Below are 15,031 nucleotides of genomic sequence, written 5' to 3' on the forward strand. Positions count from 1 at the left end.
CGTACCGTGCGACCTAGACTGGACGGCATGACAGACGTCCTCGCCAGCGCTGATCCAGGATCGCCCGGAGCCCCGACCGACCCGGCCGCCGAGCCCACGCAGGGTGTTGGTACGGCCGTCCTGGAGCGCGAGGAGCTCCAGTCGACCGACGACGGCGACGCGGACCGCTTCGCCCACTACGTCCGCAAGGACAAGATCGCCGCTGCAGCCGTCACCGGGCGTCCCGTCGTCGCCCTGTGCGGCAAGGTGTGGACACCCGGGCGCGACCCGTCGAAGTACCCGGTGTGCCCCACCTGCAAGTCCATCTACGAGGAGATGCGCAGCGGCGACGACTCCGGGAGCAGCAAGGGCCCCCGTTTCCCCCGCCTCCCCTTCGGGCGAGGAAGTCGGTGAACGCCGCCCGCGGCGGCCAGGCGACCCACGCAGTCCCGACGCGAGCCTCGACGTCGGCGGCCCAGAACCTCTCCCCGGCCTACCCGCGCCGCGCGGCCTGGGGAACGGCCGGGTCGCTGCGCGCCTGGCAGGCCGCGGCCCTGCGACAGTACCTGGAGAGGATGCCCCAGGACTTCCTGGCCGTGGCCACGCCCGGAGCGGGAAAGACGACCTTCGCGCTGCGGGTGGCCACCGAGCTGCTCAGCTCCGGTGATGTCCACAAGGTGACCATCGTCTGCCCCACCGAGCACCTCAAGTACCAGTGGGCCGAGGCCGCCGCCCGTGTCGGCATCCACATCGACCCCTCCTACTCCAACTCCCAGGGGGCGCTCGGATCGCGCTTCGACGGCGTCGCCCTGACCTATGCGCAGGTGGCCGCCAACGCCAACCTGCACCGAGCCCGCACCGACCAGGCCCGTACTCTCGTCATCCTCGACGAGATCCACCACGGCGGGGACGCCCTGAGTTGGGGGGACGCGATCCGCGAGGCCTTCACCCCGGCGCGCCGGAGGCTGGCCCTGACCGGAACGCCCTTCCGCTCCGACACCTCCCCGATCCCGTTCGTGCGGTACAAGGAGGATGCTTCCGGCTCGAAGCGATCCCAGGCGGACTACTCCTACGGCTACTCCGACGCACTGCGCGACGGCGTCGTGCGCCCGGTGATGTTCATGTCGTACTCGGGGCAGATGCGATGGCGCACCAAGGCCGGCGATGAGGTCGCGGCCCGCCTGGGGGAGCCGTTGACCAAGGACCTGGAGGCCCAGGCCTGGCGCACCGCGCTCGACCCGGCGGGGGAGTGGATCCCTGCGGTCCTGGCCGCCGCCGACCAGCGCCTGACCGAGGTGCGCCGCCAGGTGCCCGACGCAGGAGCCCTCGTCATCGCCTCCGACCAGGCCAAGGCCCGTGCCTACGCCAAGCAGCTGCGCGCCATCACCGGCGAGGCCCCCACGGTTGTCCTCTCCGACGACAACGGCGCCTCCAGCCGCATCGAGGCCTTCTCCGCCTCCACCGACCGCTGGCTCGTGGCCGTGCGCATGGTCTCCGAAGGGGTCGACGTCCCCCGGCTCGCCGTGGGTGTCTACGCGACCTCTACCTCCACCCCGCTGTTCTTCGCTCAGGCAGTGGGGCGGTTCGTGCGTTCGCGGGCCCGAGGGGAGACCGCCTCGGTGTTTCTCCCCTCGGTGACGCCTCTGCTGGTCCTGGCCGGCGAGATGGAGGTGGCCCGTGACCACGTCCTGAGCCGTCCCGACTCGGCGAGGCAGGAAGATGCTCTCTTCAGCCCTGAGGACCGACTGCTCGCCGAGGCCAACAAGACCGAGAATGCCTCGGCCGAGCTGCTGCCCGGCTTCGAGGCCATGGACAGCCGGGCCGAGTTCGACCGCGTGCTCTTCGACGGCGGCGAGTTCGGGACCGGTGCCATGGTTGGCAGCATCGAGGAGCAGGAGTACCTGGGGCTGCCGGGTCTGTTGGAGCCCGAGCAGGTGACCGCCCTGCTGCGTCAGCGTCAGGACAAGCAGATCGCCTCCCAGAAGAAGCAGGCCGCCGCCGAGGCGCAGAGGCGGAAGAACTCAGGCATCGACGACGCCCGGCGCCGGGCAGCGGCCCGCAAGGAGCTCTCCCAGCTGGTGGCCGCCTGGGCGCGCCGCTCCAGCCAGCCGCACGGCGTCGTCCACAACGAGCTCCGGCGCGTGTGCGGAGGCCCGGAGGTGGCGGCCGCCTCCACCGAGGAGATCGAGAAGCGCATCCAGACCCTGCGGCGCTGGTTCGTCGGCAAGCGCTGACCCACCTGGACGGTCAGGTGCGGATGCGGATCCGCTCTGACGTCCTCCTGGGACGTCTCAGCGCCGGATGGCGCCTTGACCGTTGAGGTCGACGTGGCGGGTCTGTAGTGCAGACTCCCCGTCGCTCAGGCGCCAGGCGTCATAGGGCAGCTCGGCGCGGGCGGACCGGTGCCGCTCCGCCGCCGCACTCAAGGCCTCTTTGCCGCGGTGCTTCTCGACGATCCGGCCCTCGTCGACCAGGAGTACCTGGAGCGGCCTCGCACCGGCCTCATCCAGTGCTGCCAGGCCCTGGTCCTGGGAGCTGCTGGAGACCACCAGCTCCTCGGCGGCCGTGCCCTTGGCAGTCAGTGTGCGGCCGGCCCACTTGCGGCCGCCCACGGTGGACTTGCCACCCGAGGAGAACTTGGCGACCTCCTCCATGCTTCCGTCGGCTCCCTCACGCTCCACCAGCTTGTAGACGAGCGCCGCGGTCGGGCGCCCTGAGCCGGTGACGAGCTTGGTACCCACACCGTAGGAGTCCACGGGGGCCGCCCCCAGCGCAGCGATGGCATGCTCGTCGAGGTCGTTGGTCACCGTGATCCTCGTCGACGTCGCACCCAGGGAGTCGAGCTGGGCACGCACCTTAAAGGCCTCGGCCACCAGGTCACCGGAGTCCAGTCGCACCGCCCCGAGCTCCCCACCTGCGGCCCGCGCTGCCTCGACGGCCCGCTCCACGCCGGTGGTTATATCGTAGGTGTCCACGAGGATGGTGGTGCTCGGCCCGAGGCTGGCCACCTGCGCGGCGAAGGCATCCTCCTCGGTGTCGTGCAGGAGGGTGAAGGAGTGCGCTGAGGTCCCCACCGTGGGAATCCCGTAGAGGAGTCCCGCCTCCAGGTTGCTGGTCCCCACAAAACCGCCGACGACCGAGGACCGGGCCGCGGCGACGGCCGCCAGCTCATGGGCGCGGCGCGCACCGAAGTCCACGCAAGGCCGCCCGTGGGCAGCGATCGTCATGCGGGAGGCGGCTGCGGCGACGGCGCAGTCGTAGTTGTAGATCGACAGTGCCAGGGTCTCCAGGATGCACGCCTCGGCGAAGGTGCCCTCGACCGTCAGCAGCGGGGATCCGGCGAAGTAGCACTCGCCCTCGGCGTAGCCGCGGATCGTGCCGGTGAAGCGGTAGCTGCGCAGGAAGTCCAGGGTCTCGTCGTCGACGACCCCAGTACGGTGCAGGAAGTCGATCTGTGTGGGCGTGAAGGTGAAGGCCTCAATGGCGTCCAGCAGCCGACCGGTGCCGGCAACAACCCCGAAGCGGCGCGATCCGGGAAGTCTGCGCCCGAAGAGCTCGAAGACGCTGCGCCTTGAGGCGGTGCCCGAGGCTAACGCTCCCTGGAGCATGGTGAGCTCGTACATGTCGGTCAGCAGCGAGGTCGAGGCCGCCGACACGTCCATGGAGGCAACCGGTGAGGCGGCGGGGGATTCGGCAGTGGGCACGTAGTCGTTCACGGGAACAACCTATCGCGCCTTGCCGCAGCGGTGATCCATCACTGGCCTACTGCTGCCGGGACGCCGTTACCCTGGTGGCATGAGCGCCTCGTTGCCCGTTGCGGAACCGGAGATCCTGGAGGAGTCGCGCGCCCGCGCCCAGCGCCTGTGGTGCACGGTGGTGCACGACGACCCGATCAACACGATGAGCTATGTGACCTGGGTCTTCCACTCCTACTTCGGCTTCTCCCTGCCCGTGGCCGAGGCACGCATGATGCGGGTGCACACCACTGGCCGCGCCGTGGTCTCCCGAGGAGCCCGCGAGCGCATGGAGGTCGATGTCACCGCGATGCACGGTTACGGCCTGCGCGCCACGATCGAGCCCCTGGGTGACGACGGCGATGGATCCGCGAGCGATTCCGCAGGAGGAGAGTAATGCGAGCCTTCCGCCGGGTCTCCGAGGGACTGGCCTGCGGCCTCGATGACTGGGAACGAGAGCTCCTGGCCCGATTGGCCCTGGAGATTAGAGCCCTGCTCCAGTCGGATGACCCCGCCCTCAAGGACACGGGCGAATCCGCGATCTCGCAGCCCTACCGCAGCGATCCGGGGCGCCCGGGGGAGAGCGATCGGGACCGCGAGGTCTTGGCGGCCCTGGACGTCGATCTTGACCCTCCGGCCAATCACGTTCACGCCGGTCGGCCGACCACGGATCCCGTCGTCGGCATCCTGCTTCCGGAGGCCTCCGAGGATCCCGTCACCGCGATGGAGGTGAGCAGCCTGACCCGGGCGCGCCTACGTGACGACAAGTCAGACCGCCTGGCGCGGCTGGTCGCCGAGATGCGGGTGCCCTCGGGCCCTGAGGGAACGATCCTGGTGCCGTTCGGTCAGGAGGCCGACTGGCTCGGTGCGATCAACGACATCCGTCTCGTGCTGGCCCAGCGTTTGGGCATCGAGTCCGCTCAGGACGCCGGGCGTATCCACGACGTCGCCTTCCAGGAGGCTCCTGAGAGCGAGACTCCTCACGAGCAGTGGTACAGGGGCACGGCACTCGTCTACGACATGGTCACCTGGTGGCAGGAATCACTGGTATCCGCGCTGTTCGGGGGCACAGGGCCCGCATAGTCTCGCTGTGTGAATGATGCTCCGATCGGGATGTTCGACTCTGGGGTCGGTGGCCTCACCGTCGCCCGTTCTGTCCTCGACCAGCTGCCCCATGAGAGGGTGCTCTACATCGGGGACACCGCCAACGGTCCCTACGGCCCTCGAGACATCGCCGAGGTCCGCTCCCTGGCACTGAGCATCATGGACGAGCTCGTGGATCGCGGGGTCAAGCTGCTCGTCATCGCCTGCAACACTGCCTCTGCGGCCGTGCTGCACGATGCACGTGAGCGTTACACCCTGGGGCGGGGCGTCCCAGTCATCGAGGTGATCCACCCGGCCGCGCGCACGGCGGCCCGGGTGACCCGCAACGGCCGGGTGGGCCTGATCGCCACCCGGGGGACGGTCGACTCGCGCGCCTATGACGACGCGCTCCAGGCCGTCCCCGGCGTCGAGCTCTTCTCGCAGGCCTGCCCGCGCTTCGTCGAGCTCGCCGAACGAGGTGTGACCACCGGCCCCGAGGTACTCGACGTCGCCGAGGAGTACCTGGCTCCCATCAAGGCCGCCGGCGTGGACACCCTCATCCTGGGCTGCACCCACTACCCCCTCCTGGTCGGACCGATCTCCTACGTCATGGGGGAGGAGGTCGCTCTGGTGACCTCCTCAGACGAGACCGCCAAGGACGTCTACCGGGCGCTGGCCAGAAGGAACCTTCTGCGTGGACCCGAGGCCTGCGAACCGCGCCACGAGTTCCGCTCTACCGGCGATCCGGAAGCCTTCTCGGTGCTGGCCCGGCGCTTCCTCGGGCCCGAGGTCGCCGCCGTTGAGCGCGTGGCCTTCGCCTCCACCGCATCGGACTCCCCTGTGTCCCCCTCCGCCCTTTCCTCCCTCCCCTAAGGACCTGCATGAGACTCACGATTATCGGCTGCTCGGGATCCATGTCGGGGCCCCAGTCCTCGGCCTCCTCCTACCTGGTTCAGGCTGACGGAGTCGATGCCGACGGCGCGCTGCGCACCTACTCGATCGTGCTGGACCTCGGACCGGGGTCCATGGGACAGCTGCTGCGTCACCTCGATCCCGCTGAGCTGGACGCCATAGCGATCTCGCACTGCCACGCCGACCACATGGTCGACCTGGTGGGGATGCACGTCTACCGGCGCTGGCTGCCCACCGGAGCGTTGGGGCCGGTGGCCTGCCTGGGCCCCTCGGAACTGCTGGAGCGTCTGCAGGGGGTTGACGGCGTCCCGCCCAGCGAGCGCTACGCCACCGAGTTCGGTTTCGTCACCGCCGTGCCCGGCAGGTCCTACAGCGTGGGCCCCATGGTGATCGCACCCTTTGAGGCGCTCCACCCGGTGGAGGCCTACGGGTACCGGATCGAGGGGCCGAGCGAGGCCGACCCGTCTCTCCGGGTCAGCCTCGCTTTCACGGGGGACACGGACTCCTGCCAGGGTATGAGCGATATGGCTCAGGGCGTGGACCTCCTCCTGGCCGAGGCGGCCTTCGTCGAGGGCCGGGACACCGTGGGTGGAATGCATATGACCGGTCGCCGCGCCGGGGAGCTCGCCGCGCAGGCTGGTGCGGGACACCTGGTCCTCACCCATATCCAGCCCTGGACGGACCCGGCCGTGCCCCTCAAGGAGGCCGCAGAAGTCTACTCGGGTCCGTTGGAGGCGGCGACGGCGGACGCCGTCTGGGAGCTGTGAGCGCCAGCGGGAACGGTCATCCTTCCCGGCAACGGAGGATCTCCTTCACCCCGGCTCTTCCCGACGGGGCGGACTGTCCCTGGACCAGGGGCAGGAGGACGCGTTGGTGGCTGGTGGTGCCCTCGGACCTGGTGGCAGTGGTGCTCGTGGCACTGTTCGGCGCCGCCTCGACGCGCACGATGGGGCAGGTCGTCACGCCGCTGTGGCAGGCAGTCCTGGCTGTGGGCATCTCCTGGGGTGCCACCTGGTGCCTTCGACATCGCCACCCTGATCACCTCGAGATGGCCCTGCCCGAGGGGCTCATCATCGCAGGCCTGACCTGGGTGATATGGACCGCGCTGCACTACCTGACCGATCTGGCGGTCACTGGCGTCTTGGTCGCAGTCTCCTGGTCGCTCATGACCGGGACCTTCCTCATCGTGTTCCTGGCCGGGTGGCGGTGGCTCTACGGCTACGTGCGCGCCCACGACTCCCTGACCCCCAGGCCCGTGGCGCGCCGCCTCGCCGAGCAGGAGCAGGGAGGAGTTGAGCACCACGGAGCTCGCCGGGTGCCCGGTGAGTGAGACGTGAACGGCTAGCTACCGGCCCAGGAGCTCGGCTAGGACTGGTGCAAGGGCACGGAAGGCCCGGCCCCGGTGGGAGATGGCGTGCTTCTCCTCAGGCGTCATCTGGGCGGTGGTACGGCCTCGGGCATCGGACTCGTCCTCCTGGAGGGGGACGAAGATCGGGTCGTATCCGAACCCTCCCTCTCCCTGAGGAGAGTGAGCCAGGCGCCCCTCCATGGAGCGCTCGATGGCGGCGACCCGCTCCGGTGCACTGCCGGTGGCCGGCTGAACCAGGACCGCGGCGCAGGTGAAGCACGCTGTGCGATGCGGATCGGCGACGTCGGCCAGCTGACTCAGAAGCAGCTGGAGGTTGGCCTCATCGTCCCCATGTCGGCCGCTCCAGCGTGCCGAGAAGATCCCCGGCGCTCCGCCCAGCACGTCCACGCACAGACCCGAGTCGTCCGCGACTGCTGGCAGGCCAGTGGCCCAGGCCAGGGCGCGGGCCTTGAGACGGGCGTTGTCAGTGAAGGACAGACCGTCCTCCACTGGTTCGGGTACCTTGAGCGAGGCGGCCGAGATGATCGCGCCAGGATCCAGGTCTGGTACGAGCGGCTTCAGGATCTGCCGCAGCTCGGCCAGCTTGCCGGCGTTGTGGGTGGCCAGCACGAGACGGGCGCCATCAGGTACCTCGACTCGGTCCGTGAGCAGGGGAGCGCCGTCGGCGCCAGAGGGATCGTTCACGGATCAGGCCTCCGTCGACTGAGAGGAGGACACAGTGAAGGGCTCGTCGTCGGGGCCGGCCAGGGCTCGGCGCTGGAGCGCTGCCAGCCGGGTGTTGCCGGTGGCGGCCAGGTCGAGCAGTGATCCCAGCTCGGATCGGTCGAAGGGGGCATGCTCGGCGGTGCCCTGGACCTCGATGAACCGGCCGTCACCGGTCTGGACGACGTTCATGTCGGTCTGGGCGCGCACGTCCTCCTCATAGGGCAGGTCGAGGCAGGGAACACCGTCGATGATCCCCACCGAGATGGCCGACAGGGAGTCGGACAGCACCGGCTTGCCGGAGCGGGCCTTGATGAGACCTCGTTCAGTGCCCCAGGTGACGGCATCGGCCAGGGCCACGTAGGCGCCGGTGATCGCCGCGGTACGGGTGCCGCCGTCGGCTTGCAGGACGTCGCAGTCCAGGGCGATCGTGTTCTCACCCAGCGCGGACACGTCAATGATGCCGCGCAGGCTACGGCCGATGAGGCGGGAGATCTCATGGGTGCGGCCGCCGACCTTGCCGCGCACCGACTCGCGCCCTGAGCGCTCCGACCCGGCCCGAGGGAGCATGGCGTACTCGGCGGTCACCCAGCCTTCACCGCTGCCCTTGCGCCAGCGCGGGACGCCCTCGGTGAAGGAGGCGGCGCACAGGACACGGGTGCGCCCGAATGTCACCAGGACCGATCCCTCGGCGTGGTCGAGCCAGTGACGGGTCATGGTCACGGGGCGAAGCTCGTCGACGGCGCGACCGTCCTTGCGGGTGAACGAGGCAGTTGTCATGGGCTCAGGCTACCCGGCCACCACCCGGCTTCGGGGCTGTCTCAGCGCCGTGAGGTACCAGTGCCTGTAGTCCGAGGCTGTGGTCAGGCGGTAGCGTTCGCTGTGACGCCTGTTCCGGCCCGGAGCCGACAAAGACACCGAGGAGAACATCATGACCTACGTCAACATCACCGCGCTGACCTTCCCCGAGGGCGCCGAGGCCGAGATCGAGAAGCGCTTCGCCGCACGTAAGCGGGGCGTCGACACCTCACAGGGCTTCCAGAGCTTCGAGCTGCTGCGTCCGGTGGTTGGTGAGGACCGCTACTTCGTGGTGACTCGGTGGGAGACGCGTGAGGACTATGAACGCTGGCAGGCCGCGCGGCCGGCCGGTGGGCACGACGACGACAGGCGCCGGGGAATGCGCGTGGATGTCCTCGGCTTCGAGGTCGTTCAGCACGAGCAGTGACTCAGGTCGCCGGGGACGGGGCAGTGACGAAGACCGACTCCGGTACACCGAACCAGTCGTAGACGAGCTGGCAGGAGTGACAGGGGCCGACATCCTTGGCTGGGTCATGGATCCTGACCCGTGTGACAGTCTTCGGAAGACGCTCGACGCCGTGTTCGCCGGCGCTCTGCTTGAGCATCTTGTAGGCGGCGTCGACCTGGTAGGACCACTGCGCAAACGGCCCACCACCGCGGATCGCATGATCGAGCCAGGCCTCGTACCAGGATAGGAAGCTCGGGGCTACGCGGACAAAACCATCGTCGCAGGCCCGTGAGTCCAACCAGACGCTGCCGTCGTAGGGGCTCATACGCCACTCGGCGCCGCAACCGGCATCGGCGAGGTGGATGCCTCCGTCGTCTGCCGGGTAGATGTCCAGCCCGTAGCCGGGGCCGGCGCCCGAGCCTGCGATGGTGCCGAGGAACCAACGCATGTCCTCAGGAAGAGAGAGGCCCTGAGGCAGGCTCGGCGGTCCCAGCCTCATGCTGTGGTGTCTGCTACCCAGCCAGCCGGCTTCACTGCGTGGGTTGTCCGAGGTGGCGCGGATGAGGTTGAGGGTGTGCTGCAGATCGTCCCGGGTCAGTGCCGGGGCTGGCTCCAGGGGTGTGAGCACCGCCCACTCCCGGAGCATACGGTAGCCGCCGTCCTCCGGAGGGATCGCGTCCAGAACGCTGCGCCCTGCGGGCCAATCGGCGCCTGCGAGCTTGAGCTCGGTGATCGGCTCCGGTCCGATCGAGACGTAGCAGCCCAGTGCTACGGCCTCACCAGTACGAGTGGCGGGAATCAGAGGGCTGGAGAGCACCCGGTTGGTTAGGGCGCGAGGTCCGCCGAGTTGTTGGCGATAGGCCGTCACCTCCTCGATCGGCATATTCATGCTGCGATCGAGATGACCGGCGCTCACCCGGTAGCGTCTGCCTCCCACTGTGGCCTCGAACTGCTCGAACTCAGGGTCTTGGGAGCTGATCAGGTCCGGGCGGCCGATTCCGGCCAGAAGGGCGGGGCCGAAGGCACAGGCCCAGTTGCATCCGGCGGTGACAACCGACGCCAGCTGGCTTGAACCGTAGCCGCTGGCCGTCACCAGCGTCTGGGTATCGCCGAAGGCGCCCGACGTGATCTGGAGAAAGAGGAATGCGCCATATGGCTCGTGGTCTTGAATCGTATCGATGAAGCACTCAATAACGGGAAGGCCGTTGCCCAGTCGGACCGTCTGGACGCCGTCGATGGCCTCGGCCACGGCGCCTTGAAAGTGTCTGGCGATCGTCTGCGCCAGCACAGCATCGAAAGCGGGCGTATCCTGATTGAAGGAGTTCTCTTTCATCGATGCCTCGGATCAGGCTGGGGAAGCGGCAGAGTCAGAGTGGACAAGGATGACAAGCCTGGCTGTCGGAGCCCGCAGGCCCTGACCGTGCCGGGAAATGAGATCTGTACGCGAGAAGGGATTCGAACCCTCACGCCCGAAGGCACCAGGACCTAAACCTGGGGCGTCTACCAATTCCGCCACTCGCGCTGTGTTGCGTCCACTCTACCGGTTTGCACGCGGATGGCCGAACACGGCGGTCTCCCAGCGTGCTGTCGTCGACAGGGGTGGGCGCAGAGGATGTGAGAATAATGGCCTCAGGGCTCGTCAGTCCACACCGAGTGCGGCTCGCAGCCGCTTGACGTGCCCGGTGGCGCGGACGTTGTACTGGGCCAGTGTCACGGTTCCATCGGGCGCGACCACCACGGTTGAGCGGATGACGCCGGTGTAGACCTTTCCGTAGTTCTTCTTCTCACCCCACACGCCCCAAGCCTCCATGACGGCGTGGTCGGCGTCCGACAGCAGAGGGAAGGGCAGGCCGTGGCGGCTGGAGAACGTGGCTTGGGCGGTCACCGGATCGGGGGAGATGCCGACGACGGCGTAGCCGGCCGCCTTGAGTCCCTCCAAGGAGTCCCTGAAGTCGCATGCCTCCTTGGTGCAGCCCGGAGTGCTGGCCTTGGGATAGAAGTAGACGATGACGCCCCTGTCCGTGCTGGTGCGAAGGTCGTCGAGGGTCACGGTGTGATCGTCCTGATCGGGCAGGGCGAAATCCGGGGCGCGATCACCGGCAGCGAGCTGGGGCATAGGTCCTCCTCGGGTTCCTGGGCGGATATGCTCATCCTCGCATCGCGGCCGGTAGTTGCGGCAGTGGATTCGGCGACTTACTTTCGTGATCTGGCGAACGTTGACCACATCGGCTCTGCGATCCTGACCCGATGCTGCGCCCCTGCTCAGGCGACCTGGGAGAGCGGCTGCCGTGATGCCCTCTGCGCTGCTTCCAACCGCTCCAGCGCCCGCTCAAGGCGCGAGGGCGAGGTCGCTGCGCCCAGTGACGCGAGCTCGGCGCGTGCAGCGAAGAGCTCGCGTTCAGCCGCTTCGCGGGCTGTGGCCGCTGTGGTGGTGTGAATGTTGTGCGTCATACGTACTCCCTCAACTTCCTTCGACGTCGTCGGCCCAGTGGGGCCTTGCAGGACCGCGTGCGATAGCAGGTACATGCCTGCGAGTCGGCGTGCTGCGGATCAGGACTTCTCACGCCGCAGCTGGTTGGCGCAGCCGCTAACTGGGATCACGAGGCGGCAGTGTCTGGTGGAACGGTGACATTCCGAGGACTTCCCGGCCTTGCTGGAGGAGGTTGCCCCCCTGGACGCCGATGTTCACGTGCTGCTTACGCCTGCGGGGTCATCCCGAGCGGAGCACATGTCCCTCGTGGTACACCGCCAGGGACTTGAACCCTGAACCCGCTGATTAAGAGTCAGCTGCTCTGCCAATTGAGCTAGCGGTGCTCGGTCTCGGCGACCGTCGTCCCCGGCCTACTGGGCCGGAAGATCCGTACACCGCCAGGGACTTGAACCCTGAACCCGCTGATTAAGAGTCAGCTGCTCTGCCAATTGAGCTAGCGGTGCATCACCACAGCGATGTCATTTGATGTGGCTCGCTGGGCGACGGAGGAATACTTTACGGATGAAGGTGGGGGACGTCCAGTTGGAATCCACGAAAGCGCCCTATTGTGTGGCAAGTCTCAAGGAGTCTTGTGGGGGTCGGTGGTTATGACGGCCTGGTGATGCTCACCTGCGGGGTGGCAGCCACCCGTATCCAGCCGTCCCGACCGGGAGGTAATCCTTCGCGTTGGTATGAGCGCGGTTCAGCGTCACACGCCTGCGGCCCTCGCCGCGGAGCCGTGCGCGGTAGCGTGGGCCTCATGAGCGACCCGATTGTGACGCTGGCTACCTGCGCCGACTTCCCAGAGCTTGACGACGACGACCGCGGCCTTCCCGATGCCCTGCGCGCCCGCGGCATCGAGCCGAGGATCGCCGTGTGGAACGACCCCGACGTCGACTGGAGCCAGGCCGGCACCGTCGTCCTGCGCAGCGTCCGCGACTACGCCACCAAGGGCAACTACTCCGGTTTCCTTCAATGGGCCCGCTCGGTTCCCAGACTGGCCAACCATCCCGACGTCGTTACCTGGAACTCGGACAAGCACTACCTCACCCGACTGAGCGAGTGGGGGGTGCCCATGATTCCGACGACCTGGCTGGAGCCGGAGGCCGGCTACTCCAAGCACCAGGTGCACACCCGCTTTCCGGCGCACGGTGACTTCGTCGTCAAGCCGGCGGTATCCTCAGGCGGGCGCGGCACGGGGCGCTACACCGCCACGAACGCCTCCTCCCGTTCTGCGGCGATCAATGACGCCATGCACCACCTGCGCCGTGGGCGCACCGTCATGGTCCAGCGGTACCTTGAGGAGGTCGACCGCAAGGGTGAGGTCTCGCTGGTCTACTTCAACGGAGTGCTCTCTCACGCGGTGGAGAAGGCTCCGATGCTTCACCCGTCCTTCAAGTCGACTGACCAGATTCACGAGGAGATCGTCACCGCGCGGGAGCCCAGTGAGCAGGAGTGGCTTTGGGGTGAGCGGGTGCGCAAGGCCATCCATACGCTCATCAAGGAGGTCTCCGGCCGAGACATTCAGCTCCTGTTCAACCGTGTCGACGTCGTTGGAGACGGTCAGGGCGGCTTCTACCTCATGGAGGTCTCGCTGATCGACGCAGGACTCTACCTCGGGGCAGCGCCGGAGGCGCTGGACAACTTCGCTGACGCCATCGCTCAGCGCATCTTCTGGTGACCGCCTGCGAGCGCGGGCACATTGTGGTTCCCGCGTGTGGTACATAGATGACATGCGCACGCTGCTCAACATCATCTGGGTCGTCCTTGGTGGGTTCTGGCTGTTCCTCGGCTACGTCTTCTTCGGTCTGATCGCCTGCCTGTTCATCGTCACGATTCCTGCGGGAATTGCCTCCTTCCGCATAGCCGCATACGTCCTGTGGCCCTTCGGGCGCGAGGTGGTCCCCGCCCCTGGAGCCGGCGCCATGACTGGGATCAGTAACGTCATCTGGTTCCTCGTTGCCGGGCTCTGGTTGGCGATCGGCCACGTCACCACCGCAGCCGCGCAGGCCATCACCATCATTGGGATCCCGCTGGCGGTGGCCAACATCAAGCTCATCCCTATCACCTGCTTCCCCTTCGGTAAGCAGATAGTCGAGACTCGTTGAAGGCTTGTCATGTGCGGTGGAGGACTGCGTAGTCCTCCACCGGCTTTCTAGAGGCTGATCCGGCGGTTGGCTCCCCAGTAGCCGAGGTAGCAGACCGCCAGGAAGAGCGCGGTGATCCCCAGGGCCGGGCGTTGCTCAGGGTCGAAGGCGATAAGCAGGCAGGAGGCCGCCGATAGTGCCAGCGCCGCGATCGATACCCATGGGTACCCGGGAGCTCGGTACGCCAGCTCCGTCAGACTGCGGCCGTCGGCGAGCCAATAACGTCGGAATGACAGGTGGCAGACGGCGATGACCACCCACACCAGGACCACGGCGAGTCCGGAGATGGATACAAGGACCAGGTACACCGTGGAGGCGGCGTAGGTCGATGTCAGCAGGGCCGCCAGCCCGCCCAACATGGACAGTCCCATGGCCAGTGCCGGCACCCCGAACCGGTTGGTGCGAGCCAGGGCCTTAGGCAGGGTGCCCTCGTTGGCCAGAGACCACAGCATGCGGGTCGAGGCATAGAGCCCCGAGTTCGCCGCCGACAGGATGGCGGCCAGAATGATTACGTTCATGATGTCCCCGGCGCAGGGAACGCCGATCCTCGACAGGACCGTTACAAAGGGGCTCTCCTCGACCCCGGCCCTCTCCCACGGGATCAGTGCTGCGATGACGACGATCGAGCCGATGAAGAAGATGGTCAGGCGGGCCAGGGTCGCCCGGATCGCGCGAGGAATGGTAGTGCCCGGGTCCTCGACCTCTCCGGCGGTAACGCCGATGAGCTCGGTGCCGGAGAAGGCGAAGTTGATGGCCAGGATCGTGGTGAATACCGCGCCGAATCCGTTGGGGAAGAGGCCGTCCTGGTACAGATTCGTCAGCCCCAGGAACGAGCGGTGCCCCTCGTAGGGCAGCAGCCCAATGATCGTGGCCGTGCCCAGAGCGATGAATATGATGATCGCCGCCACCTTGATCCCGGATAGCACCGTCTCCGCCTCGGCGAAGACCCTGACGGAGACCGTGTTGAGCACGAGGACCAGGATGATGAAGGCGGCCGCCCATACCCATACGGGGACGCCTGGGAACCAGCCATACATGATCATCGCTGCGCCGGTGAACTCACTTCCCAGGGCTACCGTCCACGTGAGCCAGTACAGGATGGCAGTGACGAATCCCGTGGCCGGCCCCAGGTACTGGTGGGCATAGACATGAAAGGCGCCGGTGAAGGGCATCGCGACGCTCAGCTCTCCCAGACACAGCATGACCAGGTAGACGATGACGGCGCCGATGGAGTAGGCCAGTACGGTCCCCAGGGGGCCGGCCTGGTGAATCGTGTTGCCAGTGGACAGAAACAGTCCCGTGCCGATGACCCCGCCGAAGCTGATCATCATGAGATGACGTGGGTTCATGCGGCGTTCCAGCGCCTTCACATGCCTCTGACCGTCGAGG

The 15,031-nt window shown here is 67.4% G+C and carries 17 protein-coding genes and 3 tRNA genes; 10 read left to right on the plus strand and 10 right to left on the minus strand.

Annotated elements, in window-relative coordinates:
* Positions 1–27 precede the first annotated feature (27 nt).
* Both HMPREF9056_RS10685 and HMPREF9056_RS10690 read left to right on the plus strand, forming a co-directional pair.
* A complete protein-coding gene (locus HMPREF9056_RS10685) occupies positions 28–393 on the plus strand; it encodes a DUF3039 domain-containing protein (RefSeq protein WP_009404992.1) in 366 nt (121 codons plus the stop codon).
* Complete coding sequence (locus HMPREF9056_RS10690; RefSeq protein ID WP_009404993.1) at positions 390–2,213, plus strand: DEAD/DEAH box helicase; 1,824 nt, start codon at positions 390–392, stop codon at positions 2,211–2,213. The genes HMPREF9056_RS10685 and HMPREF9056_RS10690 overlap by 4 nt, the downstream gene beginning before the upstream one ends.
* 57 nt (positions 2,214–2,270) lie before the next feature.
* On the opposite strand, the gene HMPREF9056_RS10695 is transcribed toward HMPREF9056_RS10690, so the two are convergent.
* The gene (locus HMPREF9056_RS10695; RefSeq protein ID WP_009404994.1) at positions 2,271–3,641 is read right to left on the minus strand and encodes a nicotinate phosphoribosyltransferase; all 1,371 of its coding nucleotides are present in this window, start codon (positions 3,639–3,641) and stop codon (positions 2,271–2,273) included.
* Positions 3,642–3,774: 133 nt separating this feature from the next.
* Here HMPREF9056_RS10695 and clpS point away from each other — a divergent pair, with 133 nt between their 5' ends.
* Genes clpS through HMPREF9056_RS10720 form a run of 5 tightly spaced genes read left to right on the plus strand, consistent with a single transcriptional unit; the run spans position 3,775 to position 7,038 of the window.
* Positions 3,775–4,110 carry an ATP-dependent Clp protease adapter ClpS gene (gene clpS / locus HMPREF9056_RS10700; protein ID WP_009404995.1) on the plus strand — a complete coding sequence of 112 codons (336 nt, stop codon included), beginning with the start codon at positions 3,775–3,777 and terminating at the stop codon, positions 4,108–4,110.
* Complete coding sequence (locus HMPREF9056_RS10705) at positions 4,110–4,796, plus strand: DUF2017 family protein (protein WP_009404996.1); 687 nt, start codon at positions 4,110–4,112, stop codon at positions 4,794–4,796. Before clpS ends, HMPREF9056_RS10705 begins: the two co-directional genes overlap by 1 nt.
* 30 nt (positions 4,797–4,826) lie before the next feature.
* Positions 4,827–5,669, plus strand: a complete 843-nt coding sequence (murI, locus tag HMPREF9056_RS10710) for a glutamate racemase (RefSeq protein WP_009404997.1) — start codon at positions 4,827–4,829, stop codon at positions 5,667–5,669.
* Positions 5,670–5,677: 8 nt separating this feature from the next.
* The gene (locus tag HMPREF9056_RS10715) at positions 5,678–6,475 is read left to right on the plus strand and encodes an MBL fold metallo-hydrolase (RefSeq protein ID WP_009404998.1); all 798 of its coding nucleotides are present in this window, start codon (positions 5,678–5,680) and stop codon (positions 6,473–6,475) included.
* The gene (locus tag HMPREF9056_RS10720) at positions 6,472–7,038 is read left to right on the plus strand and encodes a DUF3054 domain-containing protein (protein WP_157185065.1); all 567 of its coding nucleotides are present in this window, start codon (positions 6,472–6,474) and stop codon (positions 7,036–7,038) included. Before HMPREF9056_RS10715 ends, HMPREF9056_RS10720 begins: the two co-directional genes overlap by 4 nt.
* 15 nt (positions 7,039–7,053) lie before the next feature.
* On the opposite strand, the gene rdgB is transcribed toward HMPREF9056_RS10720, so the two are convergent.
* Both rdgB and rph read right to left on the minus strand, forming a co-directional pair.
* Positions 7,054–7,761, minus strand: coding sequence for an RdgB/HAM1 family non-canonical purine NTP pyrophosphatase (gene rdgB, locus HMPREF9056_RS10725; RefSeq protein ID WP_009405000.1), 708 nt, complete (start codon positions 7,759–7,761; stop codon positions 7,054–7,056).
* Positions 7,762–7,764: 3 nt separating this feature from the next.
* Positions 7,765–8,559, minus strand: coding sequence for a ribonuclease PH (gene rph, locus HMPREF9056_RS10730; protein WP_009405001.1), 795 nt, complete (start codon positions 8,557–8,559; stop codon positions 7,765–7,767).
* A gap of 151 nt (positions 8,560–8,710) precedes the next feature.
* Here rph and HMPREF9056_RS10735 point away from each other — a divergent pair, with 151 nt between their 5' ends.
* A complete protein-coding gene (locus HMPREF9056_RS10735; RefSeq protein WP_009405002.1) occupies positions 8,711–9,004 on the plus strand; it encodes an antibiotic biosynthesis monooxygenase in 294 nt (97 codons plus the stop codon).
* A gap of 1 nt (position 9,005) precedes the next feature.
* Here HMPREF9056_RS10735 and HMPREF9056_RS10740 read toward each other — a convergent pair whose 3' ends face one another.
* The 6 genes from HMPREF9056_RS10740 to HMPREF9056_RS10765 all read right to left on the minus strand — a co-directional run bounded on the left by HMPREF9056_RS10740 (position 9,006) and on the right by HMPREF9056_RS10765 (position 11,959).
* On the minus strand, positions 9,006–10,358 hold the full coding sequence (locus HMPREF9056_RS10740; protein ID WP_009405004.1) for an SMI1/KNR4 family protein: 1,353 nt from the start codon (positions 10,356–10,358) through the stop codon (positions 9,006–9,008).
* Positions 10,359–10,465: 107 nt separating this feature from the next.
* Positions 10,466–10,547, minus strand: a tRNA-Leu gene (locus tag HMPREF9056_RS10745).
* A 117-nt stretch (positions 10,548–10,664) separates the two neighbouring features.
* A complete protein-coding gene (bcp, locus tag HMPREF9056_RS10750; RefSeq protein WP_009405006.1) occupies positions 10,665–11,141 on the minus strand; it encodes a thioredoxin-dependent thiol peroxidase in 477 nt (158 codons plus the stop codon).
* 146 nt (positions 11,142–11,287) lie between these two features.
* Positions 11,288–11,476: a hypothetical protein gene (locus HMPREF9056_RS10755; protein WP_034514460.1), complete on the minus strand. Its 189-nt coding sequence runs from the start codon at positions 11,474–11,476 to the stop codon at positions 11,288–11,290.
* 287 nt (positions 11,477–11,763) lie between these two features.
* Positions 11,764–11,839: transfer RNA gene (locus HMPREF9056_RS10760), tRNA-Lys, on the minus strand.
* A gap of 47 nt (positions 11,840–11,886) precedes the next feature.
* Positions 11,887–11,959, minus strand: a tRNA-Lys gene (locus tag HMPREF9056_RS10765).
* A gap of 296 nt (positions 11,960–12,255) precedes the next feature.
* Between HMPREF9056_RS10765 and HMPREF9056_RS10770 the strand changes: the two genes are divergently transcribed.
* Together HMPREF9056_RS10770 and HMPREF9056_RS10775 are read left to right on the plus strand one after the other, a co-directional pair.
* Positions 12,256–13,176: a RimK family alpha-L-glutamate ligase gene (locus HMPREF9056_RS10770; RefSeq protein ID WP_009405007.1), complete on the plus strand. Its 921-nt coding sequence runs from the start codon at positions 12,256–12,258 to the stop codon at positions 13,174–13,176.
* A gap of 52 nt (positions 13,177–13,228) precedes the next feature.
* Positions 13,229–13,603 carry a YccF domain-containing protein gene (locus tag HMPREF9056_RS10775; RefSeq protein ID WP_009405008.1) on the plus strand — a complete coding sequence of 125 codons (375 nt, stop codon included), beginning with the start codon at positions 13,229–13,231 and terminating at the stop codon, positions 13,601–13,603.
* A gap of 47 nt (positions 13,604–13,650) precedes the next feature.
* Here the strand turns inward: HMPREF9056_RS10775 and HMPREF9056_RS10780 are convergent, their stop codons facing one another.
* Positions 13,651–14,991, minus strand: a complete 1,341-nt coding sequence (locus HMPREF9056_RS10780; protein ID WP_034514461.1) for an amino acid permease — start codon at positions 14,989–14,991, stop codon at positions 13,651–13,653.
* Positions 14,992–15,031 lie beyond the last annotated feature (40 nt).

Source organism: Actinomyces sp. oral taxon 170 str. F0386, from assembly GCF_000195595.1.
Lineage (GTDB): Bacteria > Actinomycetota > Actinomycetes > Actinomycetales > Actinomycetaceae > Actinomyces.

Bases quoted from the DNA above. Each gene is read 5' to 3' on its own strand.
- HMPREF9056_RS10685 (WP_009404992.1), top strand. From the start codon at position 28: ATGACAGACGTCCTCGCCAGCGCTGATCCAGGATCGCCCGGAGCCCCG.
- HMPREF9056_RS10695 (WP_009404994.1), bottom strand. From the start codon at position 3,641: ATGGACGTGTCGGCGGCCTCGACCTCGCTGCTGACCGACATGTACGAG.
- clpS (WP_009404995.1), top strand. From the start codon at position 3,775: ATGAGCGCCTCGTTGCCCGTTGCGGAACCGGAGATCCTGGAGGAGTCG.
- HMPREF9056_RS10705 (WP_009404996.1), top strand. From the start codon at position 4,110: ATGCGAGCCTTCCGCCGGGTCTCCGAGGGACTGGCCTGCGGCCTCGAT.
- murI (WP_009404997.1), top strand. From the start codon at position 4,827: ATGTTCGACTCTGGGGTCGGTGGCCTCACCGTCGCCCGTTCTGTCCTC.
- HMPREF9056_RS10715 (WP_009404998.1), top strand. From the start codon at position 5,678: ATGAGACTCACGATTATCGGCTGCTCGGGATCCATGTCGGGGCCCCAG.
- rph (WP_009405001.1), bottom strand. From the start codon at position 8,559: ATGACAACTGCCTCGTTCACCCGCAAGGACGGTCGCGCCGTCGACGAG.
- HMPREF9056_RS10735 (WP_009405002.1), top strand. From the start codon at position 8,711: ATGACCTACGTCAACATCACCGCGCTGACCTTCCCCGAGGGCGCCGAG.
- HMPREF9056_RS10740 (WP_009405004.1), bottom strand. From the start codon at position 10,358: ATGAAAGAGAACTCCTTCAATCAGGATACGCCCGCTTTCGATGCTGTG.
- bcp (WP_009405006.1), bottom strand. From the start codon at position 11,141: ATGCCCCAGCTCGCTGCCGGTGATCGCGCCCCGGATTTCGCCCTGCCC.
- HMPREF9056_RS10755 (WP_034514460.1), bottom strand. From the start codon at position 11,476: ATGACGCACAACATTCACACCACCACAGCGGCCACAGCCCGCGAAGCG.
- HMPREF9056_RS10770 (WP_009405007.1), top strand. From the start codon at position 12,256: ATGAGCGACCCGATTGTGACGCTGGCTACCTGCGCCGACTTCCCAGAG.
- HMPREF9056_RS10775 (WP_009405008.1), top strand. From the start codon at position 13,229: ATGCGCACGCTGCTCAACATCATCTGGGTCGTCCTTGGTGGGTTCTGG.
- HMPREF9056_RS10780 (WP_034514461.1), bottom strand. From the start codon at position 14,991: ATGAACCCACGTCATCTCATGATGATCAGCTTCGGCGGGGTCATCGGC.